The 25,880-nt window shown below is 69.1% G+C and carries 8 protein-coding genes (1 of these 8 running past the window's edge); 6 read left to right on the forward strand and 2 right to left on the reverse strand.

The genetic code is table 11. From position 1 onward, the window contains the following. The 3 genes in view from G3M57_RS09885 to G3M57_RS09895 are tightly spaced (each overlapping or abutting the next) and all read left to right on the forward strand, a layout consistent with a single transcriptional unit that may run on beyond the window. A protein-coding gene (locus G3M57_RS09885; RefSeq protein ID WP_163230237.1) for a non-ribosomal peptide synthetase crosses the window boundary here: on the forward strand, window positions 1-1,267 show its end. It extends 16,658 nt beyond the left edge of the window; the window shows 1,267 of its 17,925 coding nt (coding positions 16,659-17,925); its start codon lies beyond the left edge, outside the window; the stop codon is at window positions 1,265-1,267. Further along, window positions 1,264-17,715: a non-ribosomal peptide synthetase gene (locus tag G3M57_RS09890; protein WP_163230239.1), complete on the forward strand. Its 16,452-nt coding sequence runs from the start codon at window positions 1,264-1,266 to the stop codon at window positions 17,713-17,715. Before G3M57_RS09885 ends, G3M57_RS09890 begins: the two co-directional genes overlap by 4 nt. Next, window positions 17,715-18,611, forward strand: a complete 897-nt coding sequence (locus G3M57_RS09895; protein ID WP_163230241.1) for an alpha/beta fold hydrolase — start codon at window positions 17,715-17,717, stop codon at window positions 18,609-18,611. The genes G3M57_RS09890 and G3M57_RS09895 overlap by 1 nt, the downstream gene beginning before the upstream one ends. On the opposite strand, the gene G3M57_RS09900 is transcribed toward G3M57_RS09895, so the two are convergent. Continuing rightward, entirely contained in the window at window positions 18,608-19,531 is a 924-nt protein-coding gene (locus G3M57_RS09900; RefSeq protein WP_163230243.1) for a glycosyltransferase, read from the reverse strand. The two genes, G3M57_RS09895 and G3M57_RS09900, sit on opposite strands and share 4 nt — an antisense overlap. 169 nt (window positions 19,532-19,700) lie before the next feature. Here G3M57_RS09900 and G3M57_RS09905 point away from each other — a divergent pair, with 169 nt between their 5' ends. Continuing rightward, window positions 19,701-21,437 carry a carbamoyltransferase N-terminal domain-containing protein gene (locus G3M57_RS09905; RefSeq protein WP_163230245.1) on the forward strand — a complete coding sequence of 579 codons (1,737 nt, stop codon included), beginning with the start codon at window positions 19,701-19,703 and terminating at the stop codon, window positions 21,435-21,437. 56 nt (window positions 21,438-21,493) lie between these two features. After that, on the forward strand, window positions 21,494-22,183 hold the full coding sequence (locus tag G3M57_RS09910; protein WP_163230247.1) for an iron-containing redox enzyme family protein: 690 nt from the start codon (window positions 21,494-21,496) through the stop codon (window positions 22,181-22,183). 2 nt (window positions 22,184-22,185) lie between these two features. Here the strand turns inward: G3M57_RS09910 and G3M57_RS09915 are convergent, their stop codons facing one another. Beyond that, complete coding sequence (locus G3M57_RS09915) at window positions 22,186-23,352, reverse strand: aminotransferase-like domain-containing protein (RefSeq protein ID WP_163230249.1); 1,167 nt, start codon at window positions 23,350-23,352, stop codon at window positions 22,186-22,188. A 248-nt stretch (window positions 23,353-23,600) separates the two neighbouring features. Here G3M57_RS09915 and G3M57_RS09920 point away from each other — a divergent pair, with 248 nt between their 5' ends. After that, window positions 23,601-25,877 (forward strand): outer membrane beta-barrel family protein, encoded by a 2,277-nt coding sequence (locus G3M57_RS09920; RefSeq protein ID WP_163230251.1) that lies wholly within the window; start codon window positions 23,601-23,603, stop codon window positions 25,875-25,877. The last annotated feature ends 3 nt before the right edge of the window (window positions 25,878-25,880 follow it).

Raw genomic sequence — 25,880 nt, forward strand, 5'->3', positions numbered from 1 at the left:
CCAGGCGCTGGATCTGGTGGGGCCGCAAGGCCAGGTGTTCGTGGGCGACGTTCGCCAGCTGGACCTGATCAAGGCGTTCCACGCCTCGGTGCAGCTGGACAAGGCCCCGGCGGGGCTGAGCGTTGGGCGGCTCAAGGCGCGGGTGGCGCGGGCCATGGCCCAGGACAAGGAGCTGCTGGTGGCTCCGGGCTTCTTCGAGGCCGCGCGCGAGCAGCTGGGGGTGGGCCAGGTGCGGGCCCTGCTCAAGCGGGGGCGGTACGTCAACGAGCTGACGGGCTATCGCTACGACGTGATCCTCAGCCGCCAGGAGCAGGCGCGCTACGCGGCCGTGGAGCTGGAAGGCGACGATCAGGCGCTGGAGCGGCTGGACGAGCAGCTGGCGCAGCATCGTCCGGCGCGGGTGCGGGTGCGCGGGGTGGCCAACCATCGCCTGGCCCAGGACGCGGCGGCCGCGCGGCTGATGGAGACGATGGAGGAGAACGCCAGCGTGGCGCAGCTGCGCGAGGCGCTCAAGGCCCATCCGGCCCGAGGCCAGGACCCCGAGGCGTTCTGGGCGCTGGCCCAGGCGCGCGGTTACCAGGCGCAGATCAGCTGGAGCGGCGGCGGGGAGGGGCGGTTCGACGTGGAGCTGGTCGACCCGGGCCAGGTCCAGACGCCGCTGGACCTTCCGGCCGAGCCGGCCGGGGCGTGGAGCGAGCATGTCAACGACCCGCTGCTGGGCCAGCTGACCCAGCAGCTGGGGGCGCGGCTGCGCGAGGCGCTCAAGGCCAAGGTCCCCGACTACATGACCCCCTCGGCGATCCTGGCCCTGGACCAGCTGCCGCTGACGGCCAACGGCAAGGTCGACCGCCAGGCGCTGCCCGCGCCCGAGGAGCGGCCCGAGCTGATCGGCGACTATGTCGTTCCCAGCACGCCCCTGGAGGAGGCGCTGGCGGCGATCTGGGCCGAGACCCTTCGGCTGGACCGGGTGGGGGCGCAGGACAACTTCTTCGACCTGGGCGGCCACTCGCTGCTGGCCACCCAGGTGGTCTCGCGGGTGCGCGAGGCCCTGCAGGTGGAGCTGCCGGTGCGCGCCTTCTTCGAGGCCCCCACCGTGCGCCAGCTGGCCCAGAGGGTGGAGGTCGCCCAGAAGGAGCAGGCGAATTTGGCGACGGTTCAGCGTGAGACCATCGCCAAATCCCTTTCCGGCAAAGTCGCTCAGATGAGCGAGCAAGAACTTCGGGCTTTTCTCGAAATGCATGCACTCGGCGGGGAGCAACGCCTATGAGCGACGCGGATCAAATCAGCTTCGAGGCGCTGCAGACCCAGGTTTTGGCCCTCCTTGTCGATCAGGAGGTTCAACGCCGGAAAAGGCTCGAGAAGATCACGCGCCAGGCGCGTCCGGAGCGTCTGCCGCTGTCGTTCGCCCAGGAGCGACTTTGGTTCCTCGAGCAGCTTGGGGTGGGCACGTCCTACACCATGCCCAACTTCCTGCGGCTGGAAGGCCCGCTGGACGTGGGGGCGCTGGAGGCCAGCCTTGGGGCGCTGGTGGCGCGCCACGAGCCGTTGCGCACGCGCTTTGCGGTGCGGGACGGCGAGCCGGTGCAGGTGATCGACCCGCCTGGGCCGTTCGAGCTGACGGTCAGGGACCTTGGCGGGCTGGAGGCGGACGCGCGCGAGGCCAAGGCCCAGGCGCTGCAGCAGGCCGAGATCGAGCGGCCGTTCGACCTGGAGCGGGGACCGCTGTTCCGGGCCGAGCTGCTGCGGCTTGGTCCGCAGGACCACGTGCTGCTGATGAGCATGCACCACATCCTGTCGGACGGCTGGTCGCTGCTGGGGATCATCCCGCGCGAGCTTGGGGCGCTGTACGAGGCGTTCCTGGAGGGTCGGCCCTCGCCGCTGGCGCCGCTGGAGGTGCAGTACGCCGACTATGCGCTGTGGCAGCGTCAGTGGCTGCGCGACGAGGCGCTGGAGCGTCAGCTGGCCTATTGGCGCGAGCGCCTGGCGGGGGCTCCGCCGGTGCTGGAGCTGCCCACCGACCGGCCGCGGCCGCCGGTGGAGAGCTTCCGGGGGGCGGCCTTGCCGTTCACCCTGCCCGGGACGCTGTCGGAGGGGGTGCGGGAGCTGGCGCGGCGTGAGGGGGTGACCCCGTTCATGGTGTTCCTGGCCGCCTTCCAGGTGCTGGTCAGCCGCTGGAGCGGCCAGACGGACGTGGTGGTGGGCTCGGCGATCGCCGGTCGCGACCGGCGCGAGCTGGAGCCGCTGGTGGGGTTCTTCGTCAACACCCTGGCCCTGCGCACGGACCTGTCGGGCGATCCCAGCTTCCGCACGCTGCTGGGCCGGGTCAAGGAGACCACCCTGGGGGCCTACGCCCACCAGGACCTGCCGTTCGAGAAGCTGGTGGCCGAGCTGGCCCCCGAACGGGATCTGGGACGCCATCCCCTGGTCCAGGTGGTCGTAGCCCTGCACAACGTGCCCGAGGAAGGCCTGCGTCTGGAGGGGCTCACGCTCAAGCGGGCGGGCGGCGAGCATGTCACCGCCAAGTTCGACCTGGCCCTGCATCTGTTCGAGAACGATGCGCTCTGGGGCTTCTTCGAGTACGCCACCGACCTCTACGAGGCCTCGACGATCGAGCGGCTGCTGGAGGGGCTGACCTGCCTGCTGGAGGGGGCGCTGGGCGATCCGGACCAGGCGCTGTCGGCCCTGCCGGTGCTGGGGAGCGAGCAGGCCCGGCGCCTGGCGGTGGAGTGGAACGCCACGGCGTCGGACTATCCGCGCGATCGGCCTGTCCATGCGCTGTTCTCCGAGCAGGCGGGGCGCGCGCCCCAGGCCACGGCCCTGGCGCTGGGCGAGGCGACGATGAGCTACGGGGAGCTGGAGGCGCGGTCCAACCAGCTGGCCTGGCACCTGAAGGCCCGGGGCGTGGGTCCCGAGGTGGTGGTGGGGCTGTGCCTGGAGCGCTCGTTCGAGATGGTGGTGGGGCTGCTGGCCATCCTCAAGGCCGGCGGGGCCTACCTGCCGCTGGACCCCGACTATCCGGCCGAGCGGCTGCGGTTCATGCTCGACGACGCCGGGGCGATGGTGGTGGTCACCACCCAGGCCATCGCCGACGGGCTTCCAGCCTATGGCGTGCTGCCCGTGCTGCTGGACGAGGAGGCCCAGGCGATCGCGGCGCGGTCCGACCAGGCCCCGCCGCCGGCCGCGGGCCCGCTCAACCTGGCCTATGTGATCTACACCTCCGGCTCGACCGGATCGCCCAAGGGCGCGGCGGTGGCCCATCGCGCCATCGCGCGCCTGGTCTGCGACATCACCTACGCGGATCTGGAAGCCGATGATCGCGTCGGCCAGTTGGCGACCCTGTCGTTCGACGCGGCGACCTTTGAGATCTTCGCCCCGCTGCTCCGTGGCGCGGCCGTGGTGATCATCCCACGCAACGAAGCGCTCTCGCCGCGCGGTCTGGCCGAAGCGCTCAAGCGCGAGCGGGTGAGCGTGGCGTTCGTCACGACCGCCTTGGCCAATCTGGTGGCGCGCAATACGCCGGACGGCTTTGCGGGTCTGCGATCGTTGATGTTCGGCGGCGAGGCTGTTGACCCCGACAGCGTGGCGCGCATCCTGGCCAACGGACCGCCGGCCCGGCTGACCCACGTGTACGGGCCCACCGAAGTCACCACCTTCTCCACCTATTACGACGTGGCCTCCGTGACCACGGCGACGGTTCCGATCGGTCGTCCGATCGCCAACACGCAGGTTTACGTGCTGGACGGGGAGCTTGGCCTGGCGCCGATTGGGGTTGCGGGCGAGCTCTACATCGCCGGCGATGGGCTGGCGCGGGGTTATCTGGGGCGGCCTGGCCTGACGGCCGAGCGGTTCGTGGCCAACCCGTATGGCCCGGCCGGCTCGCGGCTCTACCGGACCGGCGACCTGGTGCGCTGGCGCCAGGGCGGTGAGCTGGAGTTCCTGGGGCGGCTGGACCACCAGGTCAAGGTGCGGGGCCACCGCATCGAGCTTGGCGAGGTGGAGGCGGTGCTGCTGGAGCAGCCCGGGGTGGCCCAGGCCGTGGCCGTGGTGCGCGAGGACGCGCCGGGGGACAAGCGGCTGGTGGCCTATGTGGTGGCCGAGGCCCAGGGGCTGAAGGCGGCCCACGCCCAGGCCTACGAGGAGGCGCGCGAGGAGAACGTCGAGCAGTGGGAGACGCTGTTCGACGACGCCTACGGGGCCAGCGAGACGGCGGCCGCGCCCAGCTTCCGGGGCTGGAACAGCAGCTATACCGGGGCGGCGATCCCGTTGGAGCAGATGCGCGAGTGGCGCGACCAGACCCTGGAGCGGATCCAGGACCTGGAGCCTGGGGCGATCCTGGAGATCGGCTGCGGGGTGGGGCTTTTGCTGGAGCACCTGGCGGCGGGCCGGGACTATACGGGCACGGACATCTCGGCCGCGGCCCTGGGCGGGCTGCAGCGGTGGCTGGACGAGCAGCCGGCGCTGTCGCACGTGCGGCTGCTGCGGCGCGAGGCCACCCAGTTCGAGGGCTGGGAGGCGGGGGCGTTCGACACGGTCGTGCTCAACTCGATCATCCAGTACTTCCCTGACGGGGAGTACCTGCTGTCGGTGCTGTCCCAGGCGCTGGATCTGGTGGGGCCGCAAGGCCAGGTGTTCGTGGGCGACGTTCGCCAGCTGGACCTGATCAAGGCGTTCCACGCCTCGGTGCAGCTGGACAAGGCCCCGGCGGGGCTGAGCGTTGGGCGGCTCAAGGCGCGGGTGGCGCGGGCCATGGCCCAGGACAAGGAGCTGCTGGTGGCTCCGGGCTTCTTCGAGGCCGCGCGCGAGCAGCTGGGGGTGGGCCAGGTGCGGGCCCTGCTCAAGCGGGGGCGGTACGTCAACGAGCTGACGGGCTATCGCTACGACGTGATCCTCAGCCGCCAGGAGCAGGCGCGCTACGCGGCCGTGGAGCTGGAAGGCGACGATCAGGCGCTGGAGCGGCTGGACGAGCAGCTGGCGCAGCATCGTCCGGCGCGGGTGCGGGTGCGCGGGGTGGCCAACCATCGCCTGGCCCAGGACGCGGCGGCCGCGCGGCTGATGGAGACGATGGAGGAGAACGCCAGCGTGGCGCAGCTGCGCGAGGCGCTCAAGGCCCATCCGGCCCGAGGCCAGGACCCCGAGGCGTTCTGGGCGCTGGCCCAGGCGCGCGGTTACCAGGCGCAGATCAGCTGGAGCGGCGGCGGGGAGGGGCGGTTCGACGTGGAGCTGGTCGACCCGGGCCAGGTCCAGACGCCGCTGGACCTTCCGGCCGAGCCGGCCGGGGCGTGGAGCGAGCATGTCAACGACCCGCTGCTGGGCCAGCTGACCCAGCAGCTGGGGGCGCGGCTGCGCGAGGCGCTCAAGGCCAAGGTCCCCGACTACATGACCCCCTCGGCGATCCTGGCCCTGGACCAGCTGCCGCTGACGGCCAACGGCAAGGTCGACCGCCAGGCGCTGCCCGCGCCCGAGGAGCGGCCCGAGCTGATCGGCGACTATGTCGTTCCCAGCACGCCCCTGGAGGAGGCGCTGGCGGCGATCTGGGCCGAGACCCTTCGGCTGGACCGGGTGGGGGCGCAGGACAACTTCTTCGACCTGGGCGGCCACTCGCTGCTGGCCACCCAGGTGGTCTCGCGGGTGCGCGAGGCCCTGCAGGTGGAGCTGCCGGTGCGCGCCTTCTTCGAGGCCCCCACCGTGCGCCAGCTGGCCCAGAGGGTGGAGGTCGCCCAGAAGGAGCAGGAGGGCCTGAGCCGTCCGCCGCTGACGCGCCAGGCGCGTCCGGAGCGTCTGCCGCTGTCGTTCGCCCAGGAGCGACTTTGGTTCCTCGAGCAGCTTGGGGTGGGCACGTCCTACACCATGCCCAACTTCCTGCGGCTGGAAGGCCCGCTGGACGTGGGGGCGCTGGAGGCCAGCCTTGGGGCGCTGGTGGCGCGCCACGAGCCGTTGCGCACGCGCTTTGCGGTGCGGGACGGCGAGCCGGTGCAGGTGATCGACCCGCCTGGGCCGTTCGAGCTGACGGTCAGGGACCTTGGCGGGCTGGAGGCGGACGCGCGCGAGGCCAAGGCCCAGGCGCTGCAGCAGGCCGAGATCGAGCGGCCGTTCGACCTGGAGCGGGGACCGCTGTTCCGGGCCGAGCTGCTGCGGCTTGGTCCGCAGGACCACGTGCTGCTGATGAGCATGCACCACATCCTGTCGGACGGCTGGTCGCTGCTGGGGATCATCCCGCGCGAGCTTGGGGCGCTGTACGAGGCGTTCCTGGAGGGTCGGCCCTCGCCGCTGGCGCCGCTGGAGGTGCAGTACGCCGACTATGCGCTGTGGCAGCGTCAGTGGCTGCGCGACGAGGCGCTGGAGCGTCAGCTGGCCTATTGGCGCGAGCGCCTGGCGGGGGCTCCGCCGGTGCTGGAGCTGCCCACCGACCGGCCGCGGCCGCCGGTGGAGAGCTTCCGGGGGGCGGCCTTGCCGTTCACCCTGCCCGGGACGCTGTCGGAGGGGGTGCGGGAGCTGGCGCGGCGTGAGGGGGTGACCCCGTTCATGGTGTTCCTGGCCGCCTTCCAGGTGCTGGTCAGCCGCTGGAGCGGCCAGACGGACGTGGTGGTGGGCTCGGCGATCGCCGGTCGCGACCGGCGCGAGCTGGAGCCGCTGGTGGGGTTCTTCGTCAACACCCTGGCCCTGCGCACGGACCTGTCGGGCGATCCCAGCTTCCGCACGCTGCTGGGCCGGGTCAAGGAGACCACCCTGGGGGCCTACGCCCACCAGGACCTGCCGTTCGAGAAGCTGGTGGCCGAGCTGGCCCCCGAACGGGATCTGGGACGTCATCCGATCTTCCAGACGATGGTGACGTTCAACAACGTCCCGCACGAGGATCTGGAGCTTCGCGATCTCAGCTGGAACCAGGTGGGCGGGCGGATCACGACGGCCAAGTTCGATCTGGAGCTGCACCTGTTCGAGGGGCTGGGGATCGACGGCTTCTTCGAGTACGCCACCGACCTCTACGAGGCCTCGACGATCGAGCGGCTGCTGGAGGGGCTGACCTGCCTGCTGGAGGGGGCGCTGGGCGATCCGGACCAGGCGCTGTCGGCCCTGCCGGTGCTGGGGAGCGAGCAGGCCCGGCGCCTGGCGGTGGAGTGGAACGCCACGGCGTCGGACTATCCGCGCGATCGGCCCGTCCATGCGCTGTTCTCCGAGCAGGCGGGGCGCGCGCCCCAGGCCACGGCCCTGGCGCTGGGCGAGGCGACGATGAGCTACGGGGAGCTGGAGGCGCGGTCCAACCAGCTGGCCTGGCACCTGAAGGCCCGGGGCGTGGGTCCCGAGGTGGTGGTGGGGCTGTGCCTGGAGCGCTCGTTCGAGATGGTGGTGGGGCTGCTGGCCATCCTCAAGGCTGGCGGGGCCTACCTGCCGCTGGACCCCGACTATCCGGCCGAGCGGCTGGCGTTCATGCTGGCGGACGCCGGGGCGGCCCTGACCCTGAGCGCGGGCCCGCTATGGTCGGGGCTGGGGCTGGAAGGCCCGGCGGTGCTGCTGGACGAGGAGGCCCAGGCGATCGCGGCGCGGCCCGACCAGGCCCCGCCGCCGGCCGCGGGCCCGCTCAACCTGGCCTATGTGATCTACACCTCCGGCTCGACCGGATCGCCCAAGGGCGTGGGGATGACCCACGGGGCGATCGTCAACCTGCTCACCGCCCCGGCCATGGCCTATCCCGCCTCGGTGGGGCCGGTTCTGCAACTGACCCCGCTGCACTTCGACGTCTCGGTGCAGGAGATCTTCCTGGCCCTGACCCGCGGGGCGCGCCTGGTGCTGGTCGACGCGGCCATCCGCCAGGATCCCGAACGGCTGGTGGAGTGCCTGGACCGCTGGGGGGTGCGTCACCTGTTCTGCCCGCAGGTCCTGCTTGAGCAACTGGCCCTGGCCTGGCGGCGCTCGCGTCCCGACCTGGCGCTGAGCGAGGTCTACCAGGCCGGCGAGGCGCTGGTGGCCAACGCCGCCATCCTGGAGATGATCGCCGCCAGCCAGGCGCGGCTGATCAACCATTATGGACCCGCCGAAAGCCACGTGGTGTCGGCCTTCGTGCTGCCGTCGGACGGGGTCGAGCGCCATGCGCCGATCGGCCGTCCGATCGCCAACGTCCAGCTCTATGTGCTGGACGGGGAGCTTGGCCTGGCGCCGATTGGGGTTGCGGGCGAGCTCTACATCGCCGGCGATGGGCTGGCGCGGGGTTATCTGGGGCGGCCTGGCCTGACGGCCGAGCGGTTCGTGGCCAACCCGTACGGCCCGGCCGGCTCGCGGCTCTACCGGACCGGCGACCTGGTGCGCTGGCGCCAGGGCGGTGAGCTGGAGTTCCTGGGGCGGCTGGACCACCAGGTCAAGGTGCGGGGCCACCGCATCGAGCTTGGCGAGGTGGAGGCGGTGCTGCTGGAGCAGCCCGGGGTGGCCCAGGCCGTGGCCGTGGTGCGCGAGGACGCGCCGGGGGACAGGCGGCTGACAGCCTATGTGGTGGGCCGCGACCTGGACGCGGGCGACCTGCGCGCCCGGGTCCGGGCCCGCAGTCCCGGCTACATGGTGCCCTCGGCGATCGTGGTGCTGGACCAGCTGCCGCTGACGGCCAGCGGCAAGGTCGACCGCCAGGCGCTGCCCGCGCCCGAGGAGCGGCCCGAGCTGATCGGCGACTATGTCGTTCCCAGCACGCCCCTGGAGGAGGCGCTGGCGGCGATCTGGGCCGAGACCCTTCGGCTGGACCGGGTGGGGGCGCAGGACAACTTCTTCGACCTGGGCGGCCACTCGCTGCTGGCCACCCAGGTGGTCTCGCGGGTGCGCGAGGCCCTGCAGGTGGAGCTGCCGGTGCGCGCCTTCTTCGAGGCCCCCACCGTGCGCCAGCTGGCCCAGAGGGTGGAGGTCGCCCAGAAGGAGCAGGAGGGCCTGAGCCGTCCGCCGCTGACGCGCCAGGCGCGTCCGGAGCGTCTGCCGCTGTCGTTCGCCCAGGAGCGACTTTGGTTCCTCGAGCAGCTTGGGGTGGGCACGTCCTACACCATGCCCAACTTCCTGCGGCTGGAAGGCCCGCTGGACGTGGGGGCGCTGGAGGCCAGCCTTGGGGCGCTGGTGGCGCGCCACGAGCCGTTGCGCACGCGCTTTGCGGTGCGGGACGGCGAGCCGGTGCAGGTGATCGACCCGCCTGGGCCGTTCGAGCTGACGGTCAGGGACCTTGGCGGGCTGGAGGCGGACGCGCGCGAGGCCAAGGCCCAGGCGCTGCAGCAGGCCGAGATCGAGCGGCCGTTCGACCTGGAGCGGGGACCGCTGTTCCGGGCCGAGCTGCTGCGGCTTGGTCCGCAGGACCACGTGCTGCTGATGAGCATGCACCACATCCTGTCGGACGGCTGGTCGCTGCTGGGGATCATCCCGCGCGAGCTTGGGGCGCTGTACGAGGCGTTCCTGGAGGGTCGGCCCTCGCCGCTGGCGCCGCTGGAGGTGCAGTACGCCGACTATGCGCTGTGGCAGCGTCAGTGGCTGCGCGACGAGGCGCTGGAGCGTCAGCTGGCCTATTGGCGCGAGCGCCTGGCGGGGGCTCCGCCGGTGCTGGAGCTGCCCACCGACCGGCCGCGGCCGCCGGTGGAGAGCTTCCGGGGGGCGGCCTTGCCGTTCACCCTGCCCGGGACGCTGTCGGAGGGGGTGCGGGAGCTGGCGCGGCGTGAGGGGGTGACCCCGTTCATGGTGTTCCTGGCCGCCTTCCAGGTGCTGGTCAGCCGCTGGAGCGGCCAGACGGACGTGGTGGTGGGCTCGGCGATCGCCGGTCGCGACCGGCGCGAGCTGGAGCCGCTGGTGGGGTTCTTCGTCAACACCCTGGCCCTGCGCACGGACCTGTCGGGCGATCCCAGCTTCCGCACGCTGCTGGGCCGGGTCAAGGAGACCACCCTGGGGGCCTACGCCCACCAGGACCTGCCGTTCGAGAAGCTGGTGGCCGAGCTGGCCCCCGAACGGGATCTGGGACGCCACCCGATCGTGCAGGTGATGATCGGCATGCACAACGTGCCGCAGGATCAGCTGGAGCTGGCGGGCCTGACCCTCAAGCCGGCCGGCGGGCGGATCACGACGGCCAAGTTCGATCTGGAGCTGCACCTGTTCGAGGGGCTGGGGATCGACGGCTTCTTCGAGTACGCCACCGACCTCTACGAGGCCTCGACGATCGAGCGGCTGCTGGAGGGGCTGACCTGCCTGCTGGAGGGGGCGCTGGGCGATCCGGACCAGGCGCTGTCGGCCCTGCCGGTGCTGGGGAGCGAGCAGGCCCGGCGCCTGGCGGTGGAGTGGAACGCCACGGCGTCGGACTATCCGCGCGATCGGCCTGTCCATGCGCTGTTCTCCGAGCAGGCGGGGCGCGCGCCCCAGGCCACGGCCCTGGCGCTGGGCGAGGCGACGATGAGCTACGGGGAGCTGGAGGCGCGGTCCAACCAGCTGGCCTGGCACCTGAAGGCCCGGGGCGTGGGTCCCGAGGTGGTGGTGGGGCTGTGCCTGGAGCGCTCGTTCGAGATGGTGGTGGGGCTGCTGGCCATCCTCAAGGCCGGCGGGGCCTACCTGCCGCTGGACCCCGACTATCCGGCCGAGCGGCTAGCGTTCATGCTCGACGACGCCGGGGCGGCCCTGACCCTGAGCGCGGGCCCGCTATGGTCGGGGCTGGGGCTGGAAGGCCCGGCGGTGCTGCTGGACGAGGAGGCCCAGGCGATCGCGGCGCGGCCCGACCAGGCCCCGCCGCCGGCCGCGGGCCCGCTCAACCTGGCCTATGTGATCTACACCTCCGGCTCGACCGGATCGCCCAAGGGCGTGGGGACCGTCCACCGCAACATCGCCCGGCTGGTGCTGGGCGCGGACTACGCCGATCTGGCGCGCGAGCGCACGCTGCTGCTGATCTCGCCGCTGACCTTCGATGCGGCCACCTTTGAGCTGTGGGGCGCGTTGCTGCACGGCGCTCGCCTGGTCCTCCAGCCGCCCGGCCCGATCGACATCGGCCAGTTGCGGCAGGTGATGACCACCCAGGGCGTGGACCTTCCCCTGTTGACCACGGGCCTGCTCCATCGGGTGGTTGAAGAGGACATCTCCATCCTGGGCGGCGTGCGCCAGGTCCTGACGGGCGGAGACGCGCTCTCGCCGTCGCACGCGCGCCAGATCGTGGAGGCCATCGGCCCTGGCCGGCTGATCAACGGCTATGGCCCCACCGAAGGCACCACCTACAGCACGGTCCATGCGGTGGGCGAGCTGACCACGGCGACGGTTCCGATCGGTCGTCCGATCGCCAACACGCAGGTTTACGTGCTGGACGGGGAGCTTGGCCTGGCGCCGATCGGGGTTGCGGGCGAGCTCTACATCGCCGGCGATGGGCTGGCGCGGGGTTATCTGGGGCGGCCTGGCCTGACGGCCGAGCGGTTCGTGGCCAACCCGTATGGCCCGGCCGGCTCGCGGCTCTACCGGACCGGCGACCTGGTGCGCTGGCGCCAGGGCGGTGAGCTGGAGTTCCTGGGGCGGCTGGACCACCAGGTCAAGGTGCGGGGCCACCGCATCGAGCTTGGCGAGGTGGAGGCGGTGCTGCTGGAGCAGCCCGGGGTGGCCCAGGCCGTGGCCGTGGTGCGCGAGGACGCGCCGGGGGACAAGCGGCTGGTGGCCTATGTGGTGGCCGAGGCCCAGGGGCTGAAGGCGGCCCACGCCCAGGCCTACGAGGAGGCGCGCGAGGAGAACGTCGAGCAGTGGGAGACGCTGTTCGACGACGCCTACGGGGCCAGCGAGACGGCGGCCGCGCCCAGCTTCCGGGGCTGGAACAGCAGCTATACCGGGGCGGCGATCCCGTTGGAGCAGATGCGCGAGTGGCGCGACCAGACCCTGGAGCGGATCCAGGACCTGGAGCCTGGGGCGATCCTGGAGATCGGCTGCGGGGTGGGGCTTTTGCTGGAGCACCTGGCGGCGGGCCGGGACTATACGGGCACGGACATCTCGGCCGCGGCCCTGGGCGGGCTGCAGCGGTGGCTGGACGAGCAGCCGGCGCTGTCGCACGTGCGGCTGCTGCGGCGCGAGGCCACCCAGTTCGAGGGCTGGGAGGCGGGGGCGTTCGACACGGTCGTGCTCAACTCGATCATCCAGTACTTCCCTGACGGGGAGTACCTGCTGTCGGTGCTGTCCCAGGCGCTGGATCTGGTGGGGCCGCAAGGCCAGGTGTTCGTGGGCGACGTTCGCCAGCTGGACCTGATCAAGGCGTTCCACGCCTCGGTGCAGCTGGACAAGGCCCCGGCGGGGCTGAGCGTTGGGCGGCTCAAGGCGCGGGTGGCGCGGGCCATGGCCCAGGACAAGGAGCTGCTGGTGGCTCCGGGCTTCTTCGAGGCCGCGCGCGAGCAGCTGGGGGTGGGCCAGGTGCGGGCCCTGCTCAAGCGGGGGCGGTACGTCAACGAGCTGACGGGCTATCGCTACGACGTGATCCTCAGCCGCCAGGAGCAGGCGCGCTACGCGGCCGTGGAGCTGGAAGGCGACGATCAGGCGCTGGAGCGGCTGGACGAGCAGCTGGCGCAGCATCGTCCGGCGCGGGTGCGGGTGCGCGGGGTGGCCAACCATCGCCTGGCCCAGGACGCGGCGGCCGCGCGGCTGATGGAGACGATGGAGGAGAACGCCAGCGTGGCGCAGCTGCGCGAGGCGCTCAAGGCCCATCCGGCCCGAGGCCAGGACCCCGAGGCGTTCTGGGCGCTGGCCCAGGCGCGCGGTTACCAGGCGCAGATCAGCTGGAGCGGCGGCGGGGAGGGGCGGTTCGACGTGGAGCTGGTCGACCCGGGCCAGGTCCAGACGCCGCTGGACCTTCCGGCCGAGCCGGCCGGGGCGTGGAGCGAGCATGTCAACGACCCGCTGCTGGGCCAGCTGACCCAGCAGCTGGGGGCGCGGCTGCGCGAGGCGCTCAAGGCCAAGGTCCCCGACTACATGACCCCCTCGGCGATCCTGGCCCTGGACCAGCTGCCGCTGACGGCCAACGGCAAGGTCGACCGCCAGGCGCTGCCCGCGCCCGAGGAGCGGCCCGAGCTGATCGGCGACTATGTCGTTCCCAGCACGCCCCTGGAGGAGGCGCTGGCGGCGATCTGGGCCGAGACCCTTCGGCTGGACCGGGTGGGGGCGCAGGACAACTTCTTCGACCTGGGCGGCCACTCGCTGCTGGCCACCCAGGTGGTCTCGCGGGTGCGCGAGGCCCTGCAGGTGGAGCTGCCGGTGCGCGCCTTCTTCGAGGCCCCCACCGTGCGCCAGCTGGCCCAGAGGGTGGAGGTCGCCCAGAAGGAGCAGGAGGGCCTGAGCCGTCCGCCGCTGACGCGCCAGGCGCGTCCGGAGCGTCTGCCGCTGTCGTTCGCCCAGGAGCGACTTTGGTTCCTCGAGCAGCTTGGGGTGGGCACGTCCTACACCATGCCCAACTTCCTGCGGCTGGAAGGCCCGCTGGACGTGGGGGCGCTGGAGGCCAGCCTTGGGGCGCTGGTGGCGCGCCACGAGCCGTTGCGCACGCGCTTTGCGGTGCGGGACGGCGAGCCGGTGCAGGTGATCGACCCGCCTGGGCCGTTCGAGCTGACGGTCAGGGACCTTGGCGGGCTGGAGGCGGACGCGCGCGAGGCCAAGGCCCAGGCGCTGCAGCAGGCCGAGATCGAGCGGCCGTTCGACCTGGAGCGGGGACCGCTGTTCCGGGCCGAGCTGCTGCGGCTTGGTCCGCAGGACCACGTGCTGCTGATGAGCATGCACCACATCCTGTCGGACGGCTGGTCGCTGCTGGGGATCATCCCGCGCGAGCTTGGGGCGCTGTACGAGGCGTTCCTGGAGGGTCGGCCCTCGCCGCTGGCGCCGCTGGAGGTGCAGTACGCCGACTATGCGCTGTGGCAGCGTCAGTGGCTGCGCGACGAGGCGCTGGAGCGTCAGCTGGCCTATTGGCGCGAGCGCCTGGCGGGGGCTCCGCCGGTGCTGGAGCTGCCCACCGACCGGCCGCGGCCGCCGGTGGAGAGCTTCCGGGGGGCGGCCTTGCCGTTCACCCTGCCCGGGACGCTGTCGGAGGGGGTGCGGGAGCTGGCGCGGCGTGAGGGGGTGACCCCGTTCATGGTGTTCCTGGCCGCCTTCCAGGTGCTGGTCAGCCGCTGGAGCGGCCAGACGGACGTGGTGGTGGGCTCGGCGATCGCCGGTCGCGACCGGCGCGAGCTGGAGCCGCTGGTGGGGTTCTTCGTCAACACCCTGGCCCTGCGCACGGACCTGTCGGGCGATCCCAGCTTCCGCACGCTGCTGGGCCGGGTCAAGGAGACCACCCTGGGGGCCTACGCCCACCAGGACCTGCCGTTCGAGAAGCTGGTGGCCGAGCTGGCCCCCGAACGGGATCTGGGACGCCATCCCCTGGTCCAGGTGGTCGTAGCCCTGCACAACGTGCCCGAGGAAGGCCTGCGTCTGGAGGGGCTCACGCTCAAGCGGGCGGGCGGCGAGCATGTCACCGCCAAGTTCGACCTGGCCCTGCATCTGTTCGAGAACGATGCGCTCTGGGGCTTCTTCGAGTACGCCACCGACCTCTACGAGGCCTCGACGATCGAGCGGCTGCTGGAGGGGCTGACCTGCCTGCTGGAGGGGGCGCTGGGCGATCCGGACCAGGCGCTGTCGGCCCTGCCGGTGCTGGGGAGCGAGCAGGCCCGGCGCCTGGCGGTGGAGTGGAACGCCACGGCGTCGGACTATCCGCGCGATCGGCCTGTCCATGCGCTGTTCTCCGAGCAGGCGGGGCGCGCGCCCCAGGCCACGGCCCTGGCGCTGGGCGAGGCGACGATGAGCTACGGGGAGCTGGAGGCGCGGTCCAACCAGCTGGCCTGGCACCTGAAGGCCCGGGGCGTGGGTCCCGAGGTGGTGGTGGGGCTGTGCCTGGAGCGCTCGTTCGAGATGGTGGTGGGGCTGCTGGCCATCCTCAAGGCCGGCGGGGCCTACCTGCCGCTGGATCCCGACTATCCGGCCGAGCGGCTGCGGTTCATGCTCGACGACGCCGGGGCGATGGTGGTGATCACCACCCAGGCCATCGCCGACGGGCTTCCAGCCTATGGCGTGCTGCCCGTGCTGCTGGACGAGGAGGCCCAGGCGATCGCGGCGCGGTCCGACCAGGCCCCGCCGCCGGCCGCGGGCCCGCTCAACCTGGCCTATGTGATCTACACCTCCGGCTCGACCGGATCGCCCAAGGGCGCGGCGGTGGCCCATCGCGCCATCGCGCGCCTGGTCTGCGACATCACCTACGCGGATCTGGAAGCCGATGATCGCGTCGGCCAGTTGGCGACCCTGTCGTTCGACGCGGCGACCTTTGAGATCTTCGCCCCGCTGCTCCGTGGCGCGGCCGTGGTGATCATCCCACGCAACGAAGCGCTCTCGCCGCGCGGTCTGGCCGAAGCGCTCAAGCGCGAGCGGGTGAGCGTGGCGTTCGTCACGACCGCCTTGGCCAATCTGGTGGCGCGCAATACGCCGGACGGCTTTGCGGGTCTGCGATCGTTGATGTTCGGCGGCGAGGCTGTTGACCCCGACAGCGTGGCGCGCATCCTGGCCAACGGACCGCCGGCCCGGCTGACCCACGTGTACGGGCCCACCGAAGTCACCACCTTCTCCACCTATTACGACGTGGCCTCCGTGACCACGGCGACGGTTCCGATCGGTCGTCCGATCGCCAACACGCAGGTTTACGTGCTGGACGGGGAGCTTGGCCTGGCGCCGATTGGGGTTGCGGGCGAGCTCTACATCGCCGGCGATGGGCTGGCGCGGGGTTATCTGGGGCGGCCTGGCCTGACGGCCGAGCGGTTCGTGGCCAACCCGTATGGCCCGGCCGGCTCGCGGCTCTACCGGACCGGCGACCTGGTGCGCTGGCGCCAGGGCGGTGAGCTGGAGTTCCTGGGGCGGCTGGACCACCAGGTCAAGGTGCGGGGCCACCGCATCGAGCTTGGCGAGGTGGAGGCGGTGCTGCTGGAGCAGCCCGGGGTGGCCCAGGCCGTGGCCGTGGTGCGCGAGGACGCGCCGGGGGACAAGCGGCTGGTGGCCTATGTGGTGGCCGAGGCCCAGGGGCTGAAGGCGGCCCACGCCCAGGCCTACGAGGAGGCGCGCGAGGAGAACGTCGAGCAGTGGGAGACGCTGTTCGACGACGCCTACGGGGCCAGCGAGACGGCGGCCGCGCCCAGCTTCCGGGGCTGGAACAGCAGCTATACCGGGGCGGCGATCCCGTTGGAGCAGATGCGCGAGTGGCGCGACCAGACCCTGGAGCGGATCCAGGACCTGGAGCCTGGGGCGATCCTGGAGATCGGCTGCGGGGTGGGGCTTTTGCTGGAGCACCTGGCGGCGGGCCGGGACTATACGGGCACGGACATCTCGGCCGCGGCCCTGGGCGGGCTGCAGCGGTGGCTGGACGAGCAGCCGGCGCTGTCGCACGTGCGGCTGCTGCGGCGCGAGGCCACCCAGTTCGAGGGCTGGGAGGCGGGGGCGTTCGACACGGTCGTGCTCAACTCGATCATCCAGTACTTCCCTGACGGGGAGTACCTGCTGTCGGTGCTGTCCCAGGCGCTGGATCTGGTGGGGCCGCAAGGCCAGGTGTTCGTGGGCGACGTTCGCCAGCTGGACCTGATCAAGGCGTTCCACGCCTCGGTGCAGCTGGACAAGGCCCCGGCGGGGCTGAGCGTTGGGCGGCTCAAGGCGCGGGTGGCGCGGGCCATGGCCCAGGACAAGGAGCTGCTGGTGGCTCCGGGCTTCTTCGAGGCCGCGCGCGAGCAGCTGGGGGTGGGCCAGGTGCGGGCCCTGCTCAAGCGGGGGCGGTACGTCAACGAGCTGACGGGCTATCGCTACGACGTGATCCTCAGCCGCCAGGAGCAGGCGCGCTACGCGGCCGTGGAGCTGGAAGGCGACGATCAGGCGCTGGAGCGGCTGGACGAGCAGCTGGCGCAGCATCGTCCGGCGCGGGTGCGGGTGCGCGGGGTGGCCAACCATCGCCTGGCCCAGGACGCGGCGGCCGCGCGGCTGATGGAGACGATGGAGGAGAACGCCAGCGTGGCGCAGCTGCGCGAGGCGCTCAAGGCCCATCCGGCCCGAGGCCAGGACCCCGAGGCGTTCTGGGCGCTGGCCCAGGCGCGCGGTTACCAGGCGCAGATCAGCTGGAGCGGCGGCGGGGAGGGGCGGTTCGACGTGGAGCTGGTCGACCCGGGCCAGGTCCAGACGCCGCTGGACCTTCCGGCCGAGCCGGCCGGGGCGTGGAGCGAGCATGTCAACGACCCGCTGCTGGGCCAGCTGACCCAGCAGCTGGGGGCGCGGCTGCGCGAGGCGCTCAAGGCCAAGGTCCCCGACTACATGACCCCCTCGGCGATCCTGGCCCTGGACCAGCTGCCGCTGACGGCCAACGGCAAGGTCGACCGCCAGGCGCTGCCCGCGCCCGAGGAGCGGCCCGAGCTGATCGGCGACTATGTCGTTCCCAGCACGCCCCTGGAGGAGGCGCTGGCGGCGATCTGGGCCGAGACCCTTCGGCTGGACCGGGTGGGGGCGCAGGACAACTTCTTCGACCTGGGCGGCCACTCGCTGCTGGCCACCCAGGTGGTCTCGCGGGTGCGCGAGGCCCTGCAGGTGGAGCTGCCGGTGCGCGCCTTCTTCGAGGCCCCCACCGTGCGCCAGCTGGCCCAGAGGATGACACGCGATCTCCACGCCAAGCTTCAGCGCTACGACCTGCTGCCCGATTCCCAAGAGGTAACGTGATGATCACGCCAGAATCGTCCTCTCTGACCATAACAACGCTCGCCGGGATCAACCTGGCCCTAAGACGCTATGGATCGGGCGGCGGGCAAACCTGCTTGGCGATCCACGGCTTTGGGGAAGGATCCTACGTCTGGCGCGACCTGGCGCGCGCCATGCCGCAGAGCTGGAGTCTGATCACCGTCGACCTACGGGGCCATGGCGAATCCGCGTGGGACCCATCCGGACGATACGATCTTGAAGACTACGTTTCGGACTTCGACGACCTGATGTCTGGTCTGGGCGTCGAGCGCTTCGCCCTCGTCGGCCATTCTCTGGGCGCGCGCATCGGCTGCATCCTCGCCGCCCGAATGCCTAGCCGGGTCTCGGCCATGGCCCTGGTGGATTTTGGGATCAATCTGTCGGAGACCGGTCAAGATCGCGCCCTAGCCGACTTCATCGAGAGCTTCAAACCGTTCGCGACCTACGCAGACTACGCCTCTTGGTTCGCGGCGAGTCGACCTCTGACCGATCCACGCCTTCTGGACATGATCGCCACCCAAAGTCTGCGCGCCCGCGACGGCGCGCTCTATTCGAAATGTGATCCCAAGCTGATCGCCTTCGCCAACAAGATCGTGGACGAAACCTCGATCCGCGCGGCGCTGCGCGAGATCCAGTGCCCGACCCTGGTCGTGCGCGGAGCGGGCTCGGCCGTCTTCCCGCCCCAGGCGGCCGTGGAAACAGCCGAGCGGCTGCTGCGCGGAGAGCTAAAGACCATTCCAGGCGCAGGCCATGCCGTCGTTGTGGAAAATCCCGAGACCCTGGCCAGGGAACTGGTCGACTTCCTCCAACGCCACACCGCCTTTCCAACGGGGGAGCGCTTTGAGGTCAGGCGCGGATTTCCACGCGGAAGCTTCTAACGGACGCTCTTGGGAATGGCTTTGGCCTGATCGGCCTGTCGCCGGCGGTAGTGGTCCGCCAGCATGTCTCCCGTCAGCGCCTTGGTTAGCGATATCCCATGCTTGCGGGCGAAATACCTATAGTTCGCCAGCGCGCCCGCACGCTTGGCGTCGGCATCGAAGGGGTGAGGGTGGTGGACGGCCAAGGCTTGCCGCGACAGCCGTAGCCCAATACCGGCTTTGTGGAGCCGATAGCCCAACTCCACGTCCTCCGCGCCCCAGGTCCTGAACGCCTCGTCAAAGCCCCCCTGATCGAGGAGGTCGCGGGTTCGTACCGACACGTTGCAGGTCCAGAACACCACCCAGGGCGCGTCGAGCAACGACAGATCGTCATGGCATAGCGCGTAGATATGCTCGCGAACGTCGGCGCGCGAAAATCGCCCGTGCGCCATCTCGACATATCGATCGATATCGGCGTCTCGCAGTTCCGCGACAATCTCCCTAGAGGTCTGGTTTTCGTCGTCGAAGCACAGGACATAGCCAACGACCGCCGCCGGCAAGCCCTGCGCGGCGGCCGCGTCATGGCTCGCAAGGTGCGCGCGGATACAATTGGAGTGGGCCAAGACGCCGCAATCCAGAAACAGCGTCACCGGGGCCCGGGCGCGGGCCAAGCCAAGATTGCGCGCCGCCCCAGCCCGGAATCCCTCATCAGGCTGCCAAAAATAGCGCACGTCCAACCGATCCCGGAAGTCGGCGACAGTCTCTTCGGTGCCATCCGACGAGCCGTCGTCCACGACAAGGACCTCGAAGGTGTCGCCCGGCAGACGTTGGCGGGCAAGTTGATCCAACGTGCGCTGCAGGAGGGCGCGGCGGTTGTAGGTGGGGATGATGACGGTGCAAGCCGGAGTACGGCGCAAGCGTGCGTCGATTGAAAGCTGCATTCGAGGCGCCCTGTCAGCGTGACTCTACATTGGCGATTTGCGCGACTAGGATTTATCTAAATTGACTTGCATTGTCGATCAATCGTGCGGCATGGTGGGATCTGGGTCTGGTGTTAAATCTATCCATCTTCGACGAAAGTGTAGCCCATAACGCACTTGGGGGTGAGGGATGCGAATTTGCGGCCTGAAGGTCACGCATGACGGCGCGATCGCCCTGGTCGAAGATGGCCGGCTCATCTTCAGCGTCGAGCAGGAAAAGCTTGGCAACAATCGGCGGTATCAACCCATCCGGGAACTGGATGTCGTCAGCCAAACCTTGGCCCAGTTCGGCTATAGGCTGGATGATATCGATCAGTTCGTCGTCGACGGCTGGGACGGGGACCAGCACTCCAAAATACCGTTGCTCAGTTCCGGGCAGCCGATCACGCTATGCGCCGCACCCTATATCGAGGCCTCGGGGCGCAACGTCATGGAGCCGCTTACCGGCGCGGGTCTGGTGATGGACGGCCAAAAGTTCGAGTTCGTCAGCTATCCTCACGTGGCCGGTCACATCAGTTCCGCCTACTGCACGAGCGATTTCGCCAAACAAGGGCTGTCAGCCTATTGCCTTGTCTGGGATGGATCGATCTTCCCACGGCTTTACTTCGTCGACCCGGAGGTCGGCTCCGTCACGTTGGTCAAAAGCCTGTTTCCCCTGATCGGCCACGCTTATGCGGCTGCAGGCCAACATTTCGGCCCCTACAAGCGCGACACCTATTCTCCCAGAGCGACCGACCTGGGCGTTGCTGGCAAGCTGATGGCCTATATCGCCATGGGCTCCGCGCGCGACGACATCGTCGCCATCCTAGAACGCCTCTACCAGGAACGCTTCTCTTCCGAATCTGAGGCCGCACGGCTCTATCGCGAGCAGGTGGTGGGCGCTGGAATGGGACTGGAGCCCTCCTTGCCCTATTTGCACGAGTACATGCGCGCCTGCGCCCAGGCGCTCGCCGAGGAGGACGACGACGACGTCCTGGCGTCCTTCCATGTCTTTCTCGAGCGCAAGCTTGTTTCGCACCTGGTGGCCGCGGTCGAGGAGCATGCGCCTGACCTGCCCAAGCGTATTTGCGTGGTGGGCGGCTGCGCGCTTAATATTAAATGGAACAGCGCGATCCGCGAAACAGGGCGGTTTGAAGAGGTCTGGGTGCCGCCTTTTCCCAACGACAGCGGCTCGGCGATCGGAGCGGCTTGCTGCGGCATGATCTCGGCCGTGGGGCTGCAGCCGCTGGAATGGAGCGTCTACAGCGGGCCCGCGCTCGTGGCCAGCCAAGCGCCGCAGGAGGGATGGCGAAGCGCGCCCTGCGATCTGCCGGAGCTGGCGCGGCGGCTCATTGATGGCGCGCCGGTCGTCTTCCTGACCGGCCGAGCCGAATTGGGGCCGCGCGCCTTGGGTTCGAGGAGCATCCTGGCTTCGCCGGTCTCTCCGCACATGAAAGATCTGCTCAACGATCTGAAACTACGCGAACGCTTCCGCCCGGTCGCGCCGATCTGCTTGGCCGACAGGGCCCCGGAACTGTTCGAGCCGGGATTGCCTGATCCGTATATGCTGTTCGACCATCAGACCCGCCCGGACTGGTTGGACAGAATCCCCGCTGTCGTGCATCTGGACGGCACGGCGCGGTTGCAAACCGTTGGGCGGGATCTGGATCATCCCGTCGCCAGGCTGCTCATCGAATTCGAACGCCTGACGGGGCTGCCCGTGCTCTGCAACACCAGCGCCAATCACCATGGGCGCGGGTTCTTTCCCGACGTCGCTTCAGCCTGCGCCTGGGGCAAGATCGCCCAGGTCTGGAGCGACGGGGTCCTCTATTCGATGGAGGTCCCGGAAACATCAGCACACGGAACGGTCGAACGGGAACAGGCTTAACCGAGCCTTCAACGGCCAGGCAAGCGCCGGCGGCTGCACAATCGATGGAGAGGATCATGATCGACGAACTCATGCGGCGCTTGCGCGCCTGCGGCAATCGACGCGAACTGATCAATCACCGCTTCTTTCGCGAGACGGTGTCCGATCCGGGCGTAGGGCGCGACGGCGCAGCGATCGTCCTGGGCCAATGGTGGCGTCCGCTGCACTATTTTCCCGTCTTCCTTTCCCGATCAATCGCAATTTTGGACGATCTGCGACACCAAAGCTTTCTGGCCGATGTTCTCAACGAGGAATTGGGCGAGGGCGATCCGCAGTTGGCGCACGAGCGGATCTTCATCGAGACGATGTCCGATCTTGGGTTTTCAGTCGAGCAATTGACCCAAGCCAACGCGTTGCCGGCGACCACCGCCCTGGTCGAAAGCTATACCCAGGGCGCCGAAAGCCGACTGACGGCCTTGGGGTGCGTGTTCGCCACCGAGGTCGCGGATCTGGCGATGGTCGGCGGCATCGGCAAACTGGTTCGACGGGTGACCGGCGCCGCCAAGCTCCCCTGGGTCGACATCCACATTCAGCAAGAACCCAATCACGTCGATAAGGTGCATCGCACCTTGGGCGGCGATTTCACGCCCGATGAGTTGGAAGCCGTCGTCTCAGCCGCCGATGAGCACTGGGCGGCCTGGTGCGCGTTCTTCGACGCGCTTGACCAGACCGTGAAACGCTCGGCGCCCGCGCTGGAGCCGATCTAGCCTCACAGGCGCGCCTGGATCAGGGCGGCCAGGCGCGCGACGCCCTCTTGAATTTGCCGAGGGTTCGTCATGGAATAGCTCAGGCGCAACATGTTGCGTCCGCCGCCGTTGGCGAAAAACGCCTGGCCTGGAACGAAGGCGACCCGAGCCTCGTCATGGGCTTCCACCAGAAGCCTGCGAGCGTCCATATGCTCGGGAAGCGTAACCCAGACGAACAGGCCGCCCTGCGGCCGGGTCCACGTGACGCCCGGCGGCATCGTCTGCGCGAGCGCTTGAAGCATTGCCCTGCGACGCTCCTCATAGGTGCGCCGAACCTTTTTAAGCTGGTCTTCGAAGCCCGCGGAGGCGACTTCATGGAGCATGACTTGGCCAAACGTCGAGCTGTGGACATCTTCACCCTGCTTGGCCAACGCGACCATGTCGGCCACGTCCCGCCGCGCGCAGATCCACCCGACGCGAAAGCCTGGCGCCAGGGTTTTCGAGAACGTACCGCAATAGACTACGTGGCTCCCCTCGATTCCGTAGTCTTGGGCGGCGAGCGCGGCGCAGGACGGAACCTGGCTGTGGTCCGTCCCGAGATCGACGTATGCCGCGTCCTCGACCAGAGGAATGTTCAGTTCACGGGTCAACGCCAGGAGTTTCCGACGCACCGCCAACGAAAGCGTCCGACCCGTCGGGTTCGCAAAATCTGGGACAATATAGGCTAGGCGAACCTGGCTGCCGGCACGGGCCGCGTGCTCGCGATAGTTATGCGCCGGAGCGGCGTCCAGATGCAGTTCATCGTAGCGCGGCTCACACGCCCCAAACGCCTGGAGCGCGCCCATGTAGGTGGGCGCCGTCACCAGGGCGGTGTCCCCCTTTGAGAGAAAGAGTTTGGCCGAAAGACTCAAGGCCTGCTGGGCGCCTGAGGTGATTACGATATTGTCCGGACCGCAGGCGCAGCCGGCGGCGGTCATGCGCTGGGCGATCCACGCCCTTAATGGCCGATAGCCCGCGCAGGTGGTGTATTGCAGGGCTGCGCCACCGCGGCTTGGCTCGGCAAAGACGTCTCGTTGAGCGCGATCAAAGGCCTCGATCGGGAAGAGGTCCGGCTCGGGCATGCCGCCCGCGAAGGATATCATGTCGGCGCGCGCCCCGGCGGTCAGCAGGTCGCTGATGTCGGAAGCCATGAAGGCTTGCGTCCGGGAGGCGTATACCCAGTTGACGACCCCAGGATCGTGTGGCGCGTTCGCTGCTGACACGGCCGATCACCTTCCCGAGGTTTAGACTTCCTCACATTGGGATACATTTGGCGGCTGATCAATCGTAACGTGGCGCCGCCCCCCAAGTGACAGATGTCATGCGCAGGGCATGACGTTGGGCACTGTCGTCACCGTGGCCGCGCCTCCAAAAAACAAAATACAGCTGAGGAGGGGACATGGCCTTTTTGGAATTGAAGAGCGTCGGGATCGCGAGCCTGGCCGCCGGAGCGCTGGCTGCTCCAACTTGGGCGTTGGCGCAGGCCGGCGGCGCTGGAGCGCCCCCCCCCGCGGCCGCCCAAGCTCAGCCCCAGCCGCAGCTGCGGCCGAAATCCGCCTCGACGGGGGATGCGAAGGCTCCGTCGGCGGTCGAGGGCGTTATCGTGACCGCGCCCAGCTCCCAGGGCGTTAAGGCGTCCATCGACCGGCTCAGCTATAGTCTGAGCAAGGACCTGCATGTCCAGAGCGGCTCGATCGCCGACGTTTTGCGCAACATCCCCTCCGTAGACGTTGACGTTCAGGGCAACGTCAGCTTGCGCGGCGATCCAAACGTTACGATCCTCATCGACGGCCAACCCTCCGGCATGTTCAAGGGGGAAGGGCGCGGGCAGATGCTTCAGCAACTGCCCGCCAGTCAAATCGAGCGCGTGGAAGTGATGACAAATCCTTCCGCAGCCTTCAGTCCCGAAGGCACGGCGGGCATCATCAATCTTATCACCAAGCAAAACCGGGGCGTGGGCCTCGTCGGCTCGCTCAAGGCTAATGTTGGCAACGGCGGGCGTAACAACGGGGGGATCAGCCTTTCGCACAACGCCCGTGATTTGACGGTCTCAGGCGATGCGGGGTGGCGGCGCGATGCTGTCTCCGGAACCTTGGACGATGAACGCCACGCGGTCGACCAAGCGGGGGGCGTGAGTAACACGCGCCAGGCGACCCGGTTCAAAAGCGAAGGCGACTCCACAAACGTCAGAGGCGCGGTCGATTATGACCTCACCAGCACCACCCGGATCGGGGGCGAACTTCGCTACAACGACATGGATTTCGATTCCAAGTCGTTCAGCAGCTACGACACCTCGGATGGGGCGGGCCTGGCCACGCAGGGCTACGATCGCAGCACGCAGGCTCGCTGGAAGAAATCCGTGGAAGGCCTCTCGACCAACGCTCGGCGTAAATTTTCGGGAACCGAGCACGACTTGTCGATCAATTTCAGTATCGAGCGGACCTTGGAAGATCAGGATCGCCAGACATTGATGCAGTCGCGTCTGCCCGTTGCGCCAGACAGTTACGAGGTCGTGCGCAACGGCACAGATCTGGTTCAGACCCATTTGAAGGCCGAGTACCGGAAGCCCCTGGCGTCGGGCGACAAGCTCGTTGCAGGCTACGAGGGGCAGATCGACGACAACACGTACAACAACTATGGCGCTCGCGGCGCCGACGCAGGTTCGTTAATCGAGCTGCCTGGTCTCACCAACCGGTTTGAATACCGCCAGACTGTCCAGGCTGTCTACGCCACCTACCAGCACATGTTCGGCAAGCTGACGGCATTGGGCGGCCTTCGCGTCGAGAGCGCCGAGATCGACACCCATCAGGTCACGTCGGGAACCGGTGCGGGGCAGGACTACGTCAAAGCCTACCCGTCGCTGCATCTAACCTATGCGCTGTCGCTCGAAACCCAGGTGACGGGCAGTTACAGCCGGCGGATCCAGCGCCCCGCCGCTCAGGATCTCAACCCCTACGTCACCTACCAGGATCCCTACAATTTCCGGCAGGGCAACCCCGATTTGAACCCCCAAATCACCGACTCGTTCGAGATGGGCTTGAGACGTATGCACAACGGGGCCTTCTACATGGCCAATCTCTACTATCGCCGCTCACGCGACGGCGTCACCGATATTAGCCGTGATCTGGGCAGCGGGGTTCTTCTGACCACGAAGGAGAACCTCGCGCGCGGCCAGAACGTCGGCGTCGAATTGGTCGTCACCGGAAAGCTCAGCAAGAAGCTCTCCTACAACGTTTCCGGAAATGCGTTTTGGAACGAGATCGAAAGCCCCGAGGTGGTTGGCGACGACAGCCGCTCGGGCGTATCGTTCATGGCGCGAGGCAACCTGAACTGGCAAGCCACACCAAAGGATTTCTTCCAGATCAACACCTTCGCCATCGGCAAACGGATTACGCCGCAAGGTTGGCAAGCGCCCACGGGCATGCTCAATCTGGGCTATCAGCACCGGTTCAATCCGAAGATCGCGGCTATCGTCACGGTTCAAGACGCGCTGAAGACCTTCGGAAGCAAGACCTACATCGACACGCCCACCTTACGGGACGTAAATCGGCGCGATTTCGACCTGCGGGCCGTGTATGTCGGCGTGACCTACAGCCTCGGCGGCGCCAATCGCAATCGTCCAAGCGACCCGAAATTCGACTTTGAAGGCGGTTTGAACGCCGCAGGCCCCCGCTAGGCG

Origin of the sequence: Caulobacter rhizosphaerae, from assembly GCF_010977555.1 — a bacterium.
GTDB lineage: Bacteria > Pseudomonadota > Alphaproteobacteria > Caulobacterales > Caulobacteraceae > Caulobacter > Caulobacter rhizosphaerae.

Coding starts and splice junctions, on each gene's coding strand:
- G3M57_RS09890 (WP_163230239.1), top strand. CDS start 1,264: ATGAGCGACGCGGATCAAATCAGCTTCGAGGCGCTGCAGACCCAGGTT.
- G3M57_RS09895 (WP_163230241.1), top strand. CDS start 17,715: ATGATCACGCCAGAATCGTCCTCTCTGACCATAACAACGCTCGCCGGG.
- G3M57_RS09900 (WP_163230243.1), bottom strand. CDS start 19,531: ATGCAGCTTTCAATCGACGCACGCTTGCGCCGTACTCCGGCTTGCACC.
- G3M57_RS09905 (WP_163230245.1), top strand. CDS start 19,701: ATGCGAATTTGCGGCCTGAAGGTCACGCATGACGGCGCGATCGCCCTG.
- G3M57_RS09910 (WP_163230247.1), top strand. CDS start 21,494: ATGATCGACGAACTCATGCGGCGCTTGCGCGCCTGCGGCAATCGACGC.
- G3M57_RS09915 (WP_163230249.1), bottom strand. CDS start 23,352: ATGGCTTCCGACATCAGCGACCTGCTGACCGCCGGGGCGCGCGCCGAC.
- G3M57_RS09920 (WP_163230251.1), top strand. CDS start 23,601: ATGGCCTTTTTGGAATTGAAGAGCGTCGGGATCGCGAGCCTGGCCGCC.